Genomic DNA, 18,169 nt, shown 5'->3' with positions numbered 1-18,169 from the left:
TGGTCGGCGGGACCAAACGGGCTGACCAGGAGGCCGGACGCGGTGGCAGACGTCGAGATCGGAATCGGGAAGAACGCGCGGGTGGCCTACGGCCTTGACGCCGTGGGCATCGTTCCCTCGCGGCGTACCCGGGACCCAGCCGACGTGTCACTCGCCTGGGAGATCGACGCCTACCACTTCGACCTGCCGATCGTCGCGGCGCCGGTCGACGCGGTGACCTCGCCGGAGACCGCGATCACGGTCGGGCGCCAGGGCGGGCTCGGCGTGCTGCACCTCGAGGGGTTGTGGACCAGGCACGAGGACCCCGAGCCACTGCTCGACGAGGTCGCGGAGCTGGGCGCGCGCTCCGGCGCCGTGGCGGCGACCAGGCGCCTGCGTGAGCTCTACGCGGCGCCGGTGCAGCCCGAGCTCATCGGCGCGCGCCTGGTGCGGATGCGGGAGGCCGGTGTGGTCACCGCCGCCGCGCTGCGCCCGCAGAAGGTCCGGGCGCTGTGCCCGCACGTGCTGGCCGCGGGTGTGGACCTGCTCGTCATCCATGGCACGGCGGTGTCGGCCGAGCACCAGTCCCGGCGCACCGAGCCGCTGAATCTCAAGAGCTTCATAGGACAGCTCGACATCCCGGTGATCGTCGGCGGCTGCGCGTCCTTCTCCACGGCACTGCATCTCATGCGGACGGGCGCGGCCGGTGTGATCGTCGGAGTCGGCGCCGGTCTCGGTGACGAGACGGCGCGGACCCTCGGAATCGGTGTTCCGCTGGCGACCGCGATCGCCGACGCCGCCGGCGCCCGGATGCGGTACCTCGACGAGTCCGGCGGCCGGTACGTCCACGTCATCGCGCACGGCGACCTGCGCACCGGCGGGGACGCGGCGAAGGCCGTGGCCTGCGGTGCCGACGCCGTGATGGTGGATTCGCCACTGGCGCAGGCGGTGGACGCCCCCGGGCGGGGCTCGGTCTGGTCGATGGAGATCCTGCAGTCGGACCTGCCGCGCGGGCGGTGGGCGCCGGTCGAGACGTCACACACCGTCGCCGAGATCCTCACCGGTGGCGAGGTCCCGACCGAGGACGGTGTGGCGAACATCGCCGGGGCCCTGCGGGCGGCGATGGCCACAACGGGCTACGCGACGTTGAAGGAGTTCCAGAAGGCGGAGATCATGATCGCCGCTGGGCGCTAGCGGAACAGGTCCGGAGGGCCGGCGGTGGGCGTGGGTCGTGCCGCCGACCCGGACGCCTTGGGGGAAAGTGCGCCATGGCACCCTGGGAGCCGTCCGTCTCCGGATCGAAGGATGACCGATGCGCCTCGACGAGAACGGCCGCTGGGTCAGCGACGACGGCGCCTATGTCTGGGATGATGCGGCCCAGACCTGGCGGCTGGTTGGTGCCACGCCGCCGTCCGGCATGCCCGCGACCGGCTCGGCCCGGCTGGCCTCGGGCCAGTCGGGTTCCGGGCACGCGGGCGCCGGGCATGCGGCTTCCGGCCAGGCGGGCGCCGGGCACGGGGGTTCCGGCCAGGCGCCCGCCGGCCAGACCGGCGCCGGTCAGACGGGTTGGACGCCGCCGCACACGGGTCCGCTGGTCCCGGGCTCCCGCGGCTCCGCCGGCACCGGGGCGACCGGGCCGATCTACACCGGGCAGGCCTACACGGGGGCGTCCGACCCGAGCTCGTCGTACGGCGGCCGCTCCGGTTCCGGCTCCGGCCACCAGGAGCCGACCGGGTCGGATCCGGCGTGGGCGGGCCATGCGCCGGCCGCGCCGGAGACAGGCCGGCCCATGGCGACCGGCCCGTTCCCCGCCGGGCAGCTGCCGACCGGGCCGATGCCGACGGGGCCGATGCCGACGGGGCCGATGGGCACCGGGCCGATACCGACGGGGCCGATGCCGGCCGGCATCGCCGCCGCGGGCGGGCCCGGGGTCCGGGCGGATGCCGCCGTGGCCTCGGGCGATCCCGCGGAGAACACGACCGGCATCCGGCGCCGGATGGCGCAGCAGCGGGGGCCCCGGCCAGCCGGGCAGCTCGACCAGGCCGGCCCTGATCTCGACGACCCTGATCTCGACGACCCTGATCTGGACGACGCCGATCCGGACGACGCCGACCTCGATGAGGCCGACCTCGACGGCTCGCACCGGCCGGACGCCAACCGGGATCGCCGGGCCGGGGGCGAGGCCAGCCCGGGGCGCCGTGGCGGCGGGCCGGGCGGCGGTTCCGGCGGCGGCCCCGGGCACGGGGGAGCGCGGCGGCTCGTCGACGGGCTGCGGGCATCCGCGCTGGATCCCCGGGCGCGCCTGGGCGCGATGGGCCGGGGCGGGGCGGCCACCGCCGACGGGCGCGGCGGCCACCCGGCGGTCGAGGGCCCCGCACGCGGGATCGCCGCGATGCTGCGCCGGCCGACCGTGCTCGCGGTGGCCACCGCGTTCGCCCTGGTGGTCGCGCTCGGTGTGGCCGGGTTCCTCGTTCTCGGCGGGGGCGACGACGGCGATTCGAGTGTCTCCGCGTCGTCCGCCGGGGCGGGCCGGTACGACGCGTCCGTCCGGCAGGAGTACATCGACGCCTGTCTCGGCGTGAGTGACGGCAACGAGCGCTACTGCACCTGCACGCTGGAGAAACTGGAGGCCGACTACACCCAGGAGCAGTATCAGGCCTTCAACAGCGACGTCGAGTCCGACAACTCCCAGCGCATCGTGCGCGAGATTTACGCGGCCTGCCGCAATCTCCGGTGAGAGCGCCCGTGTACAGTGGGATGATCCCGTTTGCGACTGATTCGTGCTTTCCACCCGCAAGTGCCTGGGCAACCACAACGCCGAGGCCGCCGTCGCGGACGGGGAGACGGGCGCATCCAGATCGGACTCGTCCGGAGCGTGTGCGTCGCGCACGGGTTTGGTGCGGGGTGCCCGGATCGGTCGGTCACCCGCCGGCCCGCACGTGGTGTGCCCGGAAGAGCGGGTCCGGTCCTGGTGAGCGGTCTCGTGCTCGGGTGGCGTCGGCTTTTAACGGCGCGACAGGAAGCGGCCAGCGTGAATTCGGCCAGTACGTTCACGGCCTGTACATTCAGACGGCTGACCGCCTTGGGACGCTGATCAGAGAGGCGGGCGATGCTCACCGGCGAGTGTGGTCGATGAGCATGGTCGACGTCCCGACAGCGCGACGCGGGTCCGGCGCCGGGACGTGGGCATCCGGCTACCTCGGCGGCAGGTGGGTGATCGCTCCGTGACCGTGGACGGCACCGGCCGACCCACCGGCGGTCGTCGTGACGACGACTTCTTCGCGGTCGAACGGGTCGGCGAACCCGACGACACCGCGGTCTCCCGCCCGGCTCCCGCCACTGACGGGGGCTGGGATGTCACTCCCTGGCCGTCCTCCGGCCTGGACGTGAGCGCTGGCAGCGATCCGGCCCGTGGCGTCATGGGCGGTCCGCTGGTGGACGGTCCGGTGCTGGGCGGACCCGTCGTGGGCGGCCCCACCGTCAGTGGTCCCACCGTCGGTGGCGGAGCCTCGGCCGGAGACGACCCGTTCGACGTCAGCTCGACCTGGAACGGGCCCGCCCCGGTCATCGGGGGGCCGTCGGCCGACCTGGGCCGGGCCGCACCCGAGATCCAGCCCGGACCGCGTTCCCCAGGACCGGGGTCCCCGGCGTCGCACCCCCAAGGGCCGCACACGCCCGTCCCACCGGCCGCGGCGCCGCAGGCGGGCCTGCCGCCGGTGGGTCCGTCGGTGACGGGCAGCTTCCGGGTTCCCAGCAGGTACGAGTCGGGCCCGCCCGCGCCTGCGCGCTCCTATGTGGAGCCGACACCGCCGCCACGGTTCCCGACCGAGCGTGGTTCCGCCCCGCCGGGCCGGGTCGGGGGCCCGGACACCGGTTCGGTGCGCATCGGCGGTCCGGACACCGGCCCGGCACCCGGCTGGGGCCCCGTCGGCCCGGGCGCGGGCCCGCCCGGCATCAATCCGGGGACGGGGAGCTTCCCGCTACCGCCGGCCCGGTCGGAGCCGCCCGCCGCGCGACCCGGAACGCCCGGGCCCAGCGCCTACCAGGGCTATGACGCGGCGCGCCCGCAGAGCACCCCCCCACCGCCGTCCTCGCCGCCGCCGGGAGTCGGCCATCCGGGCGGCCCGGGTCTCCCGCGCCCGGACCAGACCGGCGGCTTTCCCCGCCCGGACCAGACCGGTGGTTTCGCGCGGCCCGGTGCCGCCTACCCGAACCGGCCCGGCGAGCTGGAGCGGCCGGCTCCGCGTCCGGTCGACCCGTGGAACGGCCACAGCACGGGCTCCGGGCCTCGCCCGGACCTGTCACTGCCCCCCCGGGGAGGTACACCGCCCGCCGACCGTGGCCCGGACGACCGGCGTGACGGGTACGACAGTCAGGCCCGCGGCGGTTACGAGGTCCGTCCGGACCAGTCCCGTGGTGAGCGCGGCCCGGCTCGCGCCCCGGACGGCTACGGGGCGCGTGGCCCGACCACCGGCGGCTACCGCGTCGGTGGCGGCGCCGCCCCGCTCGGCGGCACCGGTTCTCCTGGTGCCGATTCTCCCGGTGGTGCCGCTTCTCCTGGTGGAACCGTGGTACCCGGCGGTGGCCCGTCCATGGACGCGGCCGCGCCGGGGCGGCCTGTCGGCGTCGGGCCGGGGGCGCGGGCCGCGCTGCCGCCCGGCTCCTGGTCCGGGCCCCCGGGCGGGGACGCGTCCGGACCGTGGCGATCGCCGCACCGGGATGATCCCGCGGCCTTCTCGAACGGCCGCCCCCGCGGCGCCGAACTCCCGCCACTGGTGAACGACCCGCTGTCCGGTCCGCTGCCGGTCGCGACCCCGCCGCCGGGACGTCCCGAGCTCGGTCGCCCAGGCGGTCGCCCGGAGCCGGGTCGGGCTGAGCCGGGTCGACCGGAGCCGGGCGGCCGGGGCGGTCCGGCGGGGACCACGCACGCGGAGCCGCTCGCCCCGGGCCAGGGCACGGGCACGGGACCGTCCGGGCCCTGGCGTTCTCCGCCGCCCCGCGCGGCCGTCGAGGACACCATGACCACCACGCGCTCGCCGTTCCGCGGGTCGGGTGCGCTGCCGGCGCTGCCTCCGGGCCGCTCGGCGGCCCCGGGAGCCCCGGGAACGACCGGCGCGGACCAGATGCCTCCGGGCACGCCGCCGCCGCCGGCGCCCGGCGCGGGGACGGGCCCGCGGGCCGCGACCGGCCCGCGCGGCGCGACCGGCCCGCGCGCGCTGCCCGGACCGGCCGCGGCGGGTGCCGCGCCGGGGCGGGCCAGGCGTCCCGAGAGCCCGGCGGAGATGACCTCCCTGGTCACCCGTCGGGGCCGCGCGGGTGCCGCGGGCGCGGCCGACCGGGGCGACGACTCCGGCTGGCAGCCGTCCCGGGGGACTCGCCGGACGGGGGCCCGCGGGGTGCCCGCGGACCGCAGGCGCACCCCGAATCCGACCACGGACACGAACAGCCTCCAGGCCGTCTCCGCGCCGCCGGCGCGGCGCACCACACCCCGGCCCGCCGACGCCCCCGAGGACACCGGCTCGACGACCGGCCGGTCGCGTTCAACCCGGGCGGACCGGCCGGGCCGGGGCGGCCCGGACGTCGATGACCTGCACGTGGAAAACCGCCGGTCGGCGGCGCGCGGCGCGGGCCTGGGCGGAGCGGGCGGCGCCCGCGGCGGTGGTGCCGGCGGCGGTGGTGCCGGCCGTGACGGGGCCGGCCGTGACAGTGCCGGCCGTGACGGGGCCGGTGGCCGCGGCGGCCGTGGCCGCGGCGCCGGAGATGACCGCCCGTCGACCCGCGCGGTCGGGGTGCTCGAGCCGGCCGAGGTGGAGGACGAGGCGGACGACCAGCCGTCCACGCCGGACCGGCTGGCCTGGCTCAAGGAGGGCTGGATCGGCCCGCTGGCCATCGCGTTGGTGGTCTCCCTGTTCGTGGTCGGCGCCTACACCCTGCTGGCCGGGGGAGACGGCGGAGACCAGACGCCGACCGAGCCCACGGCCACGCAGTCCGAGCCGCCGGTGCCGACGAACCCGGAGGCCCTCGCTGGTAAGGCCCTGGTCAACGGGACCTGGCACTGCCGCGTGATGGTTGACGGGGGGACCACCGGTGACCTCCTTCCCGACAAGCTCGTCGTCGATCCGACGGGCCTGACGTATCGCTGGAACGATGGCCAGGGCGCCTACACCGTCACGCCGAAGCAGAGTGAAGCCGGGGCGTCGCTGATCTCCGAGATCCAGTTCACCAGCGGTCCGCTGCAAGGAGTCACCGGCAAGAGCCTTATCACCACCAAGGAAAACAGCGGTTTCGCGACTGGCACGCTGCTGCTCGACGCCATGCCGAACGTGCCCACTCGGGGTTGCTTCGTGAACTGAACCACCTCGGGTAATCCCATCGAGGGAGCAGCGGCGGTTGCGCATGAGTGCTGTCAGCGCGACGGATATGGTTCATTGCGCTCCGTGAGCATGTATCGCTAGAATTCCGGCAAATGGTGTCGGAGAAGATCCGGCTCACTTCCGCGGGGTGCGGTGTCGGCGGACCCGGTGAGATGGTTTTAAACGCCATGCGGCAGGATCGGGTGTCATGTTCTGGTCTGACCGTGTTACGGGTACCAGGCGGCGGCAGGCCGCCCACGAGGTCTCGAACCACGGAGGCCGCGGCCTCCTTCATCCGGTTCGGCCGGACCCGGTAACGGCGGCGCAGAGCTCCCCGGAGACAGCGGACCCCGTGGTCGCGACGAGCTCCCCGGTGGCGGGGGGCCCGTCGGGCCCGCGGGTGGAGCTGCGGCCGGAGGGATGGCGGCTGGTGGACCGCCGCGGCCTGCTGAAGGCCGCGGGGATGGCCGCCGTCGCGACCCCCGCCGCGAGCCTGCTGGCGGCCTGTGGGGGCGGTGGCTCCGGTGGTTCCGGCGAACGGTCGGTGCGCATCGGCCTCGTCAGCCCGCGCACGGGCTCGCTGCGGTACTACTCCGAGGTCGACGCGCACATCGTCGAGACGATGCGCACGATCTTCCGGGACGGCATCCGGGTCGGTCGGAACACCCTGCCAGTGGAGATCTTCGTCCGGGACGGGCAGTCCGACCGCAACCGGGCCGCGGCCGCGGCGACCGACCTCATCTTCACCGACCACGTGGACGTCGTCCTGGTCGGTGGCACCTCGGACAACGCCAACCCGGTGTCGGACGTGTGCGAGGCCAACGGCGTCCCGTGCATCTCCACCGAGGCCCCGTGGGAGTCCTGGTTCTACGGGCGGGGCGGCAACGTCCAGGCGCCGTTCTCCTGGACCTACCACTTCTACTGGGGCATGGCGGACCTGCGGGGCGTCTACCAGACCATGTGGGGGCAGCTGGACATACCCCGCCGGGTCGCGCTGCTGCTTCCCAACGACCAGGACGGCAACACCTTCGGTAACGGTGTGTTCGGCCTGCCCCAGCTGGCACAGGCCGGCTTCCAGATAGTCCAGGACGTCCCGTCCTACGCGGTCGGTGAACGTGACTTCAGCGCCCAGATCCAGAAGATCGTCGATAACGAGGCGACAATCATCGCGGGTGTGCCCAACCCCGACGACTTCGCCGCGTTCTGGCGGCAGCTGAACGACCGGAGCTACGCGCCTCGGGCGATCACCATGTCGAAGGCACTGTCCTTCGTGCGTGACGTGAACGACCTCGGCACGAGCGCCGACGGTTTCAGCACCGAGGTCTCCTGGTCGCCGAAGCACCAGTTCCGCAGCTACCTCACGAACCGCACCGCGGAGGAGCTGGCCAACGAGTACTTCGACCAGACGGGACGGTCCTGGGAACAGGCCCTGGGCTTCACCCACGCGCTGTTCGAGGTACTGGCGCAGGCCCTGGTGAACGTCGACTCCATCGACAACGCGCGCGGCATCGCCGACGCCATCTCGCGGGTGAAGGCGGGCACGATCGTGGGCACCGTCGCCTTCGGCGGGGACCAGAACGTCCCCAAGAACGTCGGGAGCGTTCCGCTGGTGGGCGGCCAGTGGCGTAGGCAGGACAACAGCTTCGCCCTTCGCATCGTCGCCAACAACGGCAGCAACATCGCGCCGGACGGGCCGTTCGAGGACTGGCAGACGCTGCAGAGCTCCTGACCCGAAGCCCCGGCCACGGCGCCCGGCCACGGCCCCCAGGCCGCGAGCACCGGGCCGCGAGCACCAAGCGCGGGCCGGCGGCACGAAGCGTGATCGGAGCCGGGGCTCTCCCGGCCCCGATCACGGCCGCGGAAGCGGTGACGGAACCGGAAAAGCCGAAGGCGTGGGGGGTGCTCCGAAATCGGAGCACCCCCCACGCCTTCGCGCCCGGGAGATCCCGGAACGGTGATAGCTCAGGTCCGCGCCGCCGCGCGGGTCATCGTGTGCTCGACGACGGCGATCAGCGCGCTCTTCGTGGAGTCGCGGTTGCGGGCGTCGCAGGTGATGATCGGGACGGCCTGATTGATCTGCAGGGCCTCGCGAACATCCTCGATCGAGTGCCGCAGAATCCCGTCGAAGCAGTTCACGCCGACGACGAACGGCAGCTGACGCTGCTCGAAGTAGTCGACCGCGGCGAAGCAGTCCGCGAGCCGCCTGGTGTCGGCCAGCACGATCGCGCCGATGGCACCGCGCACGATGTCGTCCCACATGAACCAGAACCGGTACTGCCCGGGCGTGCCGAACAGGTACAGGATCAGGTCCTCGTCCAGCGAGACGCGGCCGAAGTCCATGGCGACCGTCGTGGTGGTCTTGTCCACGAGGTGGGTGAGGTCGTCGACGTGCGCGCCGGCCTCGGTCATGACGGCCTCGGTGCGCAGCGGGACGATCTCGGACACGGAGCCCACGAACGTCGTCTTGCCGGCGCCGAATCCGCCCGCCACCACGATCTTCACCGAGGTCGTGGCGACGGCGGAGTTGACCCGTCTGTGGTCAGAGCTTTCGAAGGCCACTGAGAACCCTTTCGAGCAACGCGAGATCCGGTGCCTCATCGCGGTCCGGCTGCTGGTGGACACGGACGAAGCCTTCGTCCGCCATGTCGCCTACCAGGACGCGGGCGACTCCGAGAGGCACCCTCAGACCGGCGGCGATCTCGGCGATGGATCGCACCTGCCGGCACATGGCGGCGATGGTCTGCTGCTCCAGGTTGAGGCTTAGCACCCGCTCCTCGCCGAGCGGGGTCGTGAAAACGAGTGCCTCGATGGCGAGCTCGTAACGTGACCGAGTCCGCCCACCGGTCATCGCATAGGGGCGGACGACCGGTCCGGGCGCGTTCTCGGGATCGATGCTCACCCTGACTCCCTGGACCTACCCATGTTCACCGCGGAAGCGTTCCCTGCAGCTCGGCTCGCAGAGCCGGAGTGAGAACGTCCTTGGCACGGGTGACGAGCAACGCCATCTCGTAGCCGACCAGTCCGATGTCACAGGACGGTGCGGCGAGTACCGCCATGCTGGCCCCATCGCTGATGGCCATGATGAAAAGGAATCCGAGCTCCATCTCCACGACGGTCTGGGTGACGGCGCCGGCCTCGAACACCCGGGCGGCCCCGCCGGTGAGGCTCACCAGCCCGGAGGCCACCGCGGCGAGCTGGTCCGCGCGGTCGCGTGGAAATCCGTCCGACACCGCCAGCAGCAGTCCGTCGGCGGAGACCACCACGGTGTGGGCGACGCCCGGAACCCGGTCGACAAAATTATTGATCAACCAGTTTAGGTTCTGGGCTTCGGAACTCACGGGTGTCACCGTTCCTCCTGCGCGTCACGTCGGGGATTCCTCGTGGTGTCGGTTCCGACATCACGTCCCTGCCGCACGCCCTGGTAGAAGCTGGCGAGCCGACCACCGACAACCTCTGGGGAGCGTGTCGTCGGCTCTGCTGGGGGACGCCGGCTAGCCGCTGGTTCGGCGCTGCCGGGCACGAGATGGGTCATGGGAACTCGAACCGGTAGTCCGGACCGGGTGGTCCCGCCGGCGCTGGGCTGGCGGAGCTGCTCCGCGGCCTTCCAACCGGCATCGCCGGCGGACGACCAGGAGCCCTCCGGCGGCTGCCCACCGGAGACCACAGGCTGCGGTCCTGTTTGCGGGGCCTGCCGCGCTGCCTGCGCGGCACCGGCCGAAACCGAGGCCCCGGGGAACGCGGCACCGAGGCCGGGACGGCGGATCCCCCGCGCGGGGGACTCGACGATCGGTTCTCCCCGGGCCGGCGTGCGCGGTGCCGCGGGAGGCGGCGTGGCGCGGTGCGCGGGCGCCGACGGCTGGGGCCGCTGGGGCAGCGGGGTGACCTGGTGGCTGGGCTGCTGCGCGGGCGGAGCCTGCCGGGTCGCCGGCGGCTGCTGCCCGGCGCCCTGGGTCCGGACCGGGCCGCGGGCGGGCCGCTGCCCACGCCGCTCACCCTGCCCGTTCGCGACCCCGTTCGCCGACCCGTTGGCCGCGCCGTTCGAGGGTGCCGGCGACCGGCGCTGGAACCACGCCGAGACGGAGTCGAAGATCGGCGTGGTGTCCGCGTCCTCGCCCTCGCCGCCGGTCGCCAGCTCGCCGGTGTCCTCGGCCCGGGGCTGGACGGGCCGCTCGAGGGGGCCCGTCTCCCTGGGCGTGCGGAACGCGGCGGCCAGGTTCGGGCCGGTCCGCGGGAAGGGTCCGGTCTGGTCCGGGCTGGGTCGGGTGGGCGCCCGGTTGAACACCCCGGCCGGCCGGGAGAGCGCGTCGGTCTCCGGTTCGGCGTACATCGAGGTCGGCCCGGTCGGCGGGCCGGCCTGTGCCGAGTACTCGTCCTGGTAGTCGTCCTGCTCCGCCTGGACGTCGGGCAGCAGGTACCCGCCGGTGTCGGCGCGCTCCGGCTGGGGCTCGTCGCCCTCGCCGCCGCGGCCGATCGCCATCGGGTAGGTGTACGGGTGTTCCCCGGTGTGCGGGTCGAGGTCGTTCCGGTCGTCGAGGTTCTGGCCGTCCAGACGCTGGGGCAGCGGGCCCGAGTCGAACGCCTCGAGCGCGAACTCGGCGGAGTCCTCGGGACCGGTCTGGCCCTGGGCCGGGAACGGGCCGCTCTCCTCGCGCCGGGGCTGACCCGCCCCGTTGAGCATGCGCTCGTCGGGGCTGTCACCGGGGTGGTGCCCGTTGCGGGCGGGCCCGTCCGGGCGACCGCCCCCGCTCGAGCCGAACAGGGACACCGGGCCGGTGTTGGGGAAGCCCGATCCCTGCCCGGGGCCCTGACCGGGCCCGAAGCCCTGCCCCTGCCCGGGACCTTGCCCGAAGCCCTGCCCCGGACCTTGCCCGAAGCCCTGCCCCTGCCCGGGACCTTGCCCGAAGCCCTGTCCCGGCCCGAAGCCGTTGCCGCTCGGCGCCAGCGACGATCCGCCGGCGGCGGCGGCCGCGTTCGGGTCGACGGTGGGACTGAAGTTGGTGGTCGGCAGGCTGTTCCCGGCGCCGTTGCGGTCGCTGCCGCGGGGCAGGGCCAGCCCGCTGGAGCCGCCGCGGGCGAGGGCCTCCCGGCCACCGGGCGGGCCGCCCGGCGCGGAGCCGCCCGGCCCGCCCCCGCCCGGCCCGATCGCCGCGGCCGGGCGGGGGGCGCTGGGGATCGCGCCGCCGTCGCCGGTGACCAGCTTCGCGGGCAGCCGGACGACCGCGGTGATACCGCCGGACGACGACTCGCGGAGCTGGACGCGGATGCCGTGCCGGCCGGCCAGCCGACCGACGGCGAACAGACCCATGGTCCGGGAGACGGAGACGTCGACGATCGGCGGGTTCGCCAGTCGCTCGTTGACCCGCTCGAGCTCCTTGGCCGGCATGCCGATGCCCTGGTCCTCGATCTCGATCATCGCCCCGGCGCCGGGGCCCAGCGAGTGGCTGGACACCATGACGTCGGTGACCGGCGGCGAGTACGAGGTGGCGTTCTCGAGCAGCTCGGCGATCAGGTGCACGACGTCGCTGACACCGCTGCCGGCGATGGACACCGACGCCGCCCCGGTCTGCTTGACCCGGGTGTACTGCTCGACCTCGGAGATCGCGGCCAGGACGACCTCGTTGACCGGGACGGGGTGCGTCCAGCGGCGGGCGGTGTCCGTGCCGGCGAGGACCAGCAGGGACTCGTTGTTCCGTCGCATACGGGTGGCGAGGTGGTCGAGCTTGAACAGGTTGGCCAGCTGGTCCGGGTCCTGCTCGCGGTTCTCCAGGTCGTCGATCAGGCGGAGCTGCCGTTCGACGAGGCCCTGGCTTCGCCGGGAGAGGTTCACGAACATCGCGTTGACGTTGTTCCGCAGCACGGCCTGCTCGGACGCGAGCCGGACCGCCTCGCGGTGGACCGCGTCGAAGGCCCGCGCGACTTCACCGATCTCCTCGTCGGAGTCGATACCGATCAGTTCGACGTCGTCGGAGATGTCCTGGTCGCTGGAGTCTCGCAACCGGCGGACGGCCTCGGGCAGTCGCCGGCTGGCGACGTCGAGGGCCGCGGTCCGCAGCGCGAGCAGCGGCCGGACGAGCGAGCGGGCGACGACCACCGCGGCGAGCAGGGCGCTGGCGAGGATGACGACGATCAGCAGACCGGACAGCAGCGCGCCGCGCTGGATCCCGCCGCGCAGCTCACTGACCCGGTCGTCGGTGATGCCCAGCAGGCTGCCGGTGACCTCGGTGCCGAGGTCGATCGTCTCCTTGGTGGCCCGCAGCCACTTCTCGGAGTCGATCACCGTATTCTGCAGGGGCTGCCCGATCGGCGCGTTGAGGACCTGCTCCGTATACAGACCGGTGTTCTCGATGTCGTTGTTCTGGTTGGAGTCCAGCTTGTCGCGGTAAATGGCGAGCTCGGCGGGAGTCGCGTCTTCCTCGAACGCCCGGAGCAGTTCCACGCGCTGTGAGTAGGTGCTCAGGAACTCTCGGTAGTCCTCGGTGGTGAATGGGCGGCCACTGATCGCCACTCCGTGCACCAGTGCCTGCTCGATGGCGAGTTCCTCGTTCGCCCGGACGAGGTGGTCCGTGGCGGTGACGCTCGTGAGCAGCTGCTGGTCGTCGTTGCCCTGAGGGATCCGAACGACGAGATCGATCAGGGAGTCGATGAGGGGTTTGTAGACCGCGCGCACCGAGCTCGGGTCCACCATCCGCACGGAGGCCTGGCGCAGTGAGTCCAGGCGGCCCAGCCGGTCGTCGACCGCCTTCAGCGCATCCTGGACCTCCGGGCCGAACGATCCGATGCGCCCCTTGGTGACGTTCTGGTAGCTGGTGTAGGCCTCGTTCACCGCCGTGCGGCGGGCCTCGACCGCGGGCAGCGAGCCGGGGCGGGCGACGAGGCCGGTGGTGAAGGTCCGCTCCTGCTGCAGCGAGTAGACCAGCGTGGACGCCGACCTGCTGATCTCGATCAGATCCCGCACCCGGTTCACGTCACGGGTACTGGTCAGCACCGATGCCGCCTGGATCGAGGAGTTGACCAGGATGGCCACGATCGGCACGGCGAGAATGGCGATCAGCTTGGTGCGAACCCGCCAGTTGGTGGGGTCGGTCACCGCATGACGAAGACTCCGGCCGCCGGACCGCCCGGGCCGGGGCGGTGCCGGGGGCCGGTCGTCGTGGTGGCCCTCGTCTTCCACGGACGAACCAGTCACCGTCATCGGTGGCTGGTCTGCGGCCATGCCCGTGCTGCTGGCCATCGGTTGTCTGCGCACGTACCTTCGCAACCTCTCCGCCAGCCTCCCGGAACAGGTCGTACCAGGATGGCTCGGTATCGGGCCCGGATGTCCCTCACAACGCACCTTAGCGGTACGTACTGAGCACCCGAAAGGCGCCTACCGTACGCCCGTTGTCGGGCTGAGGCCAGTTGTGGGCGGTTTGCGCCGAGTTAGTCACCGATGACCTCCTCGGTGAGCACTGTCGGTCGGTCTGTCCATCGTCGTCAGTGACGTTCAAGGGGTCTTAGCGATGGCATCTGGGGGTTCATCGCGTTCGGTGGCCCGTTCGGTCGATCGATCGATCGGTTCGTCGGTTCGGCGGCCCTTCGTCAGCGGGTTCGCCGGCGGGTTCGTCAGTGGTTCGCCGCCACAGTCGAAGGCGGCCCCAATGGGGGGCGAGTGCACGGCCCCGCCGCCTGCCGCACGGGGGTCCACCGCCCTCCGTAGGCTTGATGGGTGAACGAGTCACCTCGCGCCAGCTATGGCTCCACCGGCGCACATCCCGGTTACGATCCGGTTCTCGTGATCGACTTCGGCGCCCAGTACGCCCAGTTGATCGCTCGGCGCGTTCGCGAGTGCCATGTGTACTCGGAGATCGTCCCGTGGGATATGCCGGTAGCCGAGATCCTGGCCCGGCGGCCGGCCGCGCTCATCCTCTCCGGCGGACCGAAGTCCGTCTACTCCTCGGGTGCCCCCCGGGTCGACCCCGCGCTGTTCGCGGCCGGGGTGCCCGTCCTGGGTATCTGCTACGGCCACCAGGTGATGGCGCAGGCGCTGGACGGCACGGTCGCCCGCACCGGCACCGCCGAGTACGGGGCCACCCGGCTGCGGGTGGCCGACCCCGGAGTGCTCTTCGACGGCCTCCCCACCAGCCAGCAGGTCTGGATGTCGCACGGCGACTCGGTGACCGCCGCGCCCCCGGGGTTCCGGGTGACCGCGTCGACGCCGTCCACCCCGGTCGCGGCGTTCGAGGACCCCACCCGCCGGCTCTACGGCGTGCAGTTCCACCCCGAGGTCGTGCACAGCGAGCGCGGGATGGACGTCCTGCGGCACTTCCTGCTGGTCGGCGCGGGCTGCCGGCCGTCCTGGACGATGATCAACATTGTCGAGGAGGCCGTCACCGCGGTGCGGGCCCAGGTCGGCGGCGGCCGCCTCATCTGCGGCCTGTCCGGCGGCGTCGATTCCGCGGTGGCCGCCGCGCTGGTGCAGCGCGCCGTTGGCGACACGCTGACCTGCGTGTTCGTCGACCACGGGCTGTTGCGGGCGGGTGAGGCGGAGCAGGTCGAGCGCGACTTCGTCGCCTCCACCGGCGTCGACCTCGTCCATGTGAAGGCGGCGGACCGCTTCGCCTCGGCGCTGGCCGGCGTGACGGATCCGGAGCGGAAGCGGAAGATCATCGGGCGGGAGTTCATTCGCGTCTTCGAGGAGTCCGCGCGTGAGCTCGACGCCCGGGCGGAGGCGGAGGGAACGCACATCGGTTTCCTCGTCCAGGGCACTCTCTACCCGGACGTCATCGAGTCGGGCTCACCCACCGCCGCCAAGATCAAGTCTCACCACAATGTCGGCGGCCTGCCGGACGACCTGCAGTTCGACCTGGTCGAACCGCTGCGCACCCTGTTCAAGGACGAGGTCCGCCGGCTCGGTGAGGAGCTCGGGCTGCCCGAGGACATCGTCTGGCGCCAGCCGTTCCCGGGTCCGGGGCTGGCTGTCCGCATCATCGGTGAGGTCACCCCCGAACGGCTCGAGATCGTCCGGGCCGCCGACGCGGTCGTCCGGGACGAGATCCGTCGCGCGGGGCTCGACCGGGAGATCTGGCAGGTCTTCGCCGTGCTGCTCGCGGACGTGCGGTCGGTCGGGGTCCAGGGCGACGAGCGGACCTACGGCTTCCCGGTGGTGCTGCGCGCGGTGACCAGCGAGGACGCGATGACCGCCGACTGGGCCCGCTTGCCCTACGACCTGCTGGAACGCATCAGCAACCGGGTCGTCAACGAGGTTCCACAGGTCAACCGGGTCGTCTACGACATCACCTCGAAGCCGCCGGGCACGATCGAGTGGGAGTAGCGGCCCACGGGTGAGGCCACGGTTCGTCCGCGCCGGCGGTGGGACGACGGTTCGTCCGCGCCGCGGGCCGTCCGCCGCGGGCCGGGCGGCTGGCGGCCGGGTAGGCCGGATGGCCGGCGGTGTCCGGCCTTCCGCCGGGTGGTTCCGCCGCCGGCCAGGGCGTCCGTCGGTGGGCCCGCCGGTACGCCGCCCCACCGCCCGGCGGGGCGGTGTTGCGTGGTTCGTGTCCGGGAATTGCCGTGAAATGGTGTCGGATGTTGATTCGCCGCCGGGAAATCGCGTCAGCCGCCCGGCGGAAAGCCGCCGCTTCCGCCGCCGGGCGGGCCGTATTGCGCCCGCCGGCGGTTGTCCGTGCGCGCCGCCGCCCTTCCCGTGCACCGGTCCGGCGGCATCGAGATGCGCCGCCCGTTCCGGGCGACATGTCGCCCGACGTCTTGGTCGTACTTGGCGGTCCCGCATCTCGCCCCGTGGCCATTCGCGGTCGTTCCCGGCGGCCCGGTGTCGGAGACTTCCCGGGCGACTTCCGTACCGTCGAGATCTTTCGCGGACATTCTTGTTGGCGGGTTGTGGGCCGTAAGTCTTGTTTGTGGAGCAAAAAGACGACGAACGCCTCCCGAATCGGGGCATTTAGGGTGTTCTCGTATGTGGTTGACGGCTGTCGGCTCCGGACCCGTCCGTGATCCGCTCGGCGCCGCGGATCGAGGAAGCCCGGCGCCCGGCGGCCCGTACGCCCGCCGTGGCGGTGGTTCGTCGGTGCGGGCGCTGGTTTGACTACGCCCGGGCCGCGGAGCACGCTGGAGGGGTGCCGCAGCACCTCATGGTGATTACGTAGGCGCGTGACCGTCCTCGAACGGGTCGCGCGCCCAGCCCTTCCGCCCTACGGCGGGGGGCTTTTTTGTTTGCCGCGGCCCCAGCGAGGTGGCCGCCGAGCCACCCAGGAGATCTTCGATGACATCACCATCCGTGAGCGGGCCCTCGGCGACCGGCGCCTCGCCGTCCCGGGTGGGCGACCCGGCTGACGCCGACGACGCGGGAGATCGCCCGGCCGCGGCAGCTCCGGTGGCCCCGGCCGTAACCGGGGTCACCCCGGTCGCCGCCCGGGTCGGAGCGCGGCCGGGGCTGTTGCGGCCGGGCGGCCCGCGCAGGGCGTCCAGTCGACGCACGCTCGGGCCCCGGGCGGCCGCGTCCGGCCGGGAGGCGGGGTGCCGCCCGGGTAACGGTGCCACGCTGCCGTCCGGTGTCGCGGTGTCGTCCGGTGCCACGCTGCCGGCCGGAACCGCGTTGCCGGCGGACGCCGCGCTGCCGGCCGGGACCGCGGCACCGGTTGGGGTCGGGCTGCCGGCCGAGGCCCGGGTGACGGGGGCGCCGGCGGTCGACGTCGCCGACGTGGTGGCCGCCGCCGACGGGCTGCGGGGGGTCGCCCGGCGCACCCGGGTCGTGGCCGACGCCGACCTGACCCGACGCACCGGCTCGCCAGTCTGGCTCAAGTGTGAGCACGAGCAGCACACCGGGTCGTTCAAGCTGCGCGGCGCCTATCACCGGATCGCGGCCGCGGGCCCGCGCGCCCGCGAGCGGGGAGTCGTGGCGGCGAGCGCGGGCAACCACGCGCAGGGCGTCGCCTTCGCCGCGGCCCGGTTCGGCGTCGAGGCGACGATCTTCGTGCCGGAGAGCGCCAACCCGTCGAAGGTCGCCGGCACCCGGCGCTGGGGTGCCCGGGTCGAGTACGTCCCGGGCGGGGTCGACGCGGCACTGGCGGCGGCGGCCGCGTTCGCGAGCGCGGGCGGCCGGCTGCTGGTGCATCCCTTCGACGACGCCGCCGTCGTCGCCGGGCAGGGGACGATCGGGCTGGAACTGCTCGAGCAGGTCCCGAACCTCGCCACCGTCATCGTCGGGGTCGGCGGTGGTGGTCTTCTGTGTGGCCTTGCTGTAGCGATCAAGGGCCTGCGCCCGGACGTCCGCGTCATCGGCGTCCAGTCCGCCGCCGCGCCGGCCTTCGCCACCTCCTTCCGTACCGGGCACCGTGTCACGGTGCCCCCGGGCAGCGGCGGCCCGGCGGGATCCGTCGACCAGCCGGGAACCGCGGCCGGGACGATCGCCGACGGGATGGCCGTGGCCGCCCCCGGACGGCTCACCCTCGAGCTCGCCACCCACCTCGTGGACGACGTCGTCACGGTCGACGAGGACGCGTTCTGGGAGGCGATGGTGCTGCTGCGCCGGTCGGGCCAGCGGGTGGAGCCCGCGGGCGCGGCGGGGGTCGCCGCGTTGCTGCGGGCCCCCCTGCTCGCGGTCGGGCCCACCGCGGTGGTGATCTCCGGTGGCAACCTCGACCCAGCCGTCGACACCAGGGTCGCCGCGCTCGCCGCCGGCGCTGACCCGACCGGCGCTGACCCGACCGGCGTCGCCGCGGGCCGTCGGACGGTCGCCTGACAGCCGTCGCGCGAGCGGCGCGGGGACTGCTCGGCCGACTCGCCCCGGCGGTCGTCCGACCCGGCCGCGAGGGCCCGACCGGGGCATGGAAGTGTCGGAC

At 73.4% G+C, this 18,169-nt stretch carries 10 protein-coding genes; 6 read left to right on the top strand and 4 right to left on the bottom strand.

The window, feature by feature from the left end; translation table 11 throughout:
• The first annotated feature begins 42 nt into the window (after positions 1 to 42).
• The 4 genes from B056_RS0127605 (at position 43) to B056_RS0127590 (ending at position 8,061) form a co-directional block, all read left to right on the top strand.
• Positions 43 to 1,173, top strand: coding sequence for a GuaB3 family IMP dehydrogenase-related protein (locus tag B056_RS0127605; protein WP_018505079.1), 1,131 nt, complete (start codon positions 43 to 45; stop codon positions 1,171 to 1,173).
• Between the two features lie 118 nt (positions 1,174 to 1,291).
• On the top strand, positions 1,292 to 2,716 hold the full coding sequence (locus tag B056_RS0127600; protein ID WP_026240215.1) for a hypothetical protein: 1,425 nt from the start codon (positions 1,292 to 1,294) through the stop codon (positions 2,714 to 2,716).
• A gap of 472 nt (positions 2,717 to 3,188) precedes the next feature.
• The gene (locus tag B056_RS0127595; protein WP_026240214.1) at positions 3,189 to 6,332 is read left to right on the top strand and encodes a hypothetical protein; all 3,144 of its coding nucleotides are present in this window, start codon (positions 3,189 to 3,191) and stop codon (positions 6,330 to 6,332) included.
• 352 nt (positions 6,333 to 6,684) lie between these two features.
• Complete coding sequence (locus B056_RS0127590) at positions 6,685 to 8,061, top strand: ABC transporter substrate-binding protein (protein ID WP_230203225.1); 1,377 nt, start codon at positions 6,685 to 6,687, stop codon at positions 8,059 to 8,061.
• 233 nt (positions 8,062 to 8,294) lie between these two features.
• Here the strand turns inward: B056_RS0127590 and B056_RS0127585 are convergent, their stop codons facing one another.
• From B056_RS0127585 to B056_RS0127570, 4 genes are read right to left on the bottom strand one after another with little or no spacing between them, the layout of a single operon-like run.
• Entirely contained in the window at positions 8,295 to 8,891 is a 597-nt protein-coding gene (locus B056_RS0127585; protein WP_018505077.1) for a GTP-binding protein, read from the bottom strand.
• Complete coding sequence (locus B056_RS0127580; RefSeq protein WP_020463434.1) at positions 8,872 to 9,231, bottom strand: DUF742 domain-containing protein; 360 nt, start codon at positions 9,229 to 9,231, stop codon at positions 8,872 to 8,874. The genes B056_RS0127585 and B056_RS0127580 overlap by 20 nt, the downstream gene beginning before the upstream one ends.
• A 25-nt stretch (positions 9,232 to 9,256) precedes the next feature.
• Positions 9,257 to 9,679 carry a roadblock/LC7 domain-containing protein gene (locus B056_RS0127575; protein WP_020463433.1) on the bottom strand — a complete coding sequence of 141 codons (423 nt, stop codon included), beginning with the start codon at positions 9,677 to 9,679 and terminating at the stop codon, positions 9,257 to 9,259.
• Entirely contained in the window at positions 9,676 to 13,563 is a 3,888-nt protein-coding gene (locus B056_RS0127570) for a sensor histidine kinase (protein ID WP_026240213.1), read from the bottom strand. Before B056_RS0127570 ends, B056_RS0127575 begins: the two co-directional genes overlap by 4 nt.
• A gap of 474 nt (positions 13,564 to 14,037) precedes the next feature.
• On the opposite strand from B056_RS0127570, the gene guaA reads away from it, so the two are divergent.
• Both guaA and B056_RS0127560 read left to right on the top strand, forming a co-directional pair.
• The gene (guaA, locus tag B056_RS0127565; RefSeq protein ID WP_018505073.1) at positions 14,038 to 15,642 is read left to right on the top strand and encodes a glutamine-hydrolyzing GMP synthase; all 1,605 of its coding nucleotides are present in this window, start codon (positions 14,038 to 14,040) and stop codon (positions 15,640 to 15,642) included.
• 948 nt (positions 15,643 to 16,590) lie between these two features.
• A complete protein-coding gene (locus B056_RS0127560; protein ID WP_026240212.1) occupies positions 16,591 to 18,069 on the top strand; it encodes a pyridoxal-phosphate dependent enzyme in 1,479 nt (492 codons plus the stop codon).
• Positions 18,070 to 18,169 lie beyond the last annotated feature (100 nt).

This window comes from Parafrankia discariae, from assembly GCF_000373365.1.
GTDB lineage: Bacteria > Actinomycetota > Actinomycetes > Frankiales > Frankiaceae > Parafrankia > Parafrankia discariae.
This window is presented reverse-complemented; position numbering and strand designations above follow the sequence as displayed.

Excerpts from the sequence above, each read along its gene's own strand:
- B056_RS0127600 (WP_026240215.1), top strand. The coding sequence starts at position 1,292 with ATGCGCCTCGACGAGAACGGCCGCTGGGTCAGCGACGACGGCGCCTAT.
- B056_RS0127570 (WP_026240213.1), bottom strand. The coding sequence starts at position 13,563 with ATGGCCAGCAGCACGGGCATGGCCGCAGACCAGCCACCGATGACGGTG.
- B056_RS0127560 (WP_026240212.1), top strand. The coding sequence starts at position 16,591 with ATGACATCACCATCCGTGAGCGGGCCCTCGGCGACCGGCGCCTCGCCG.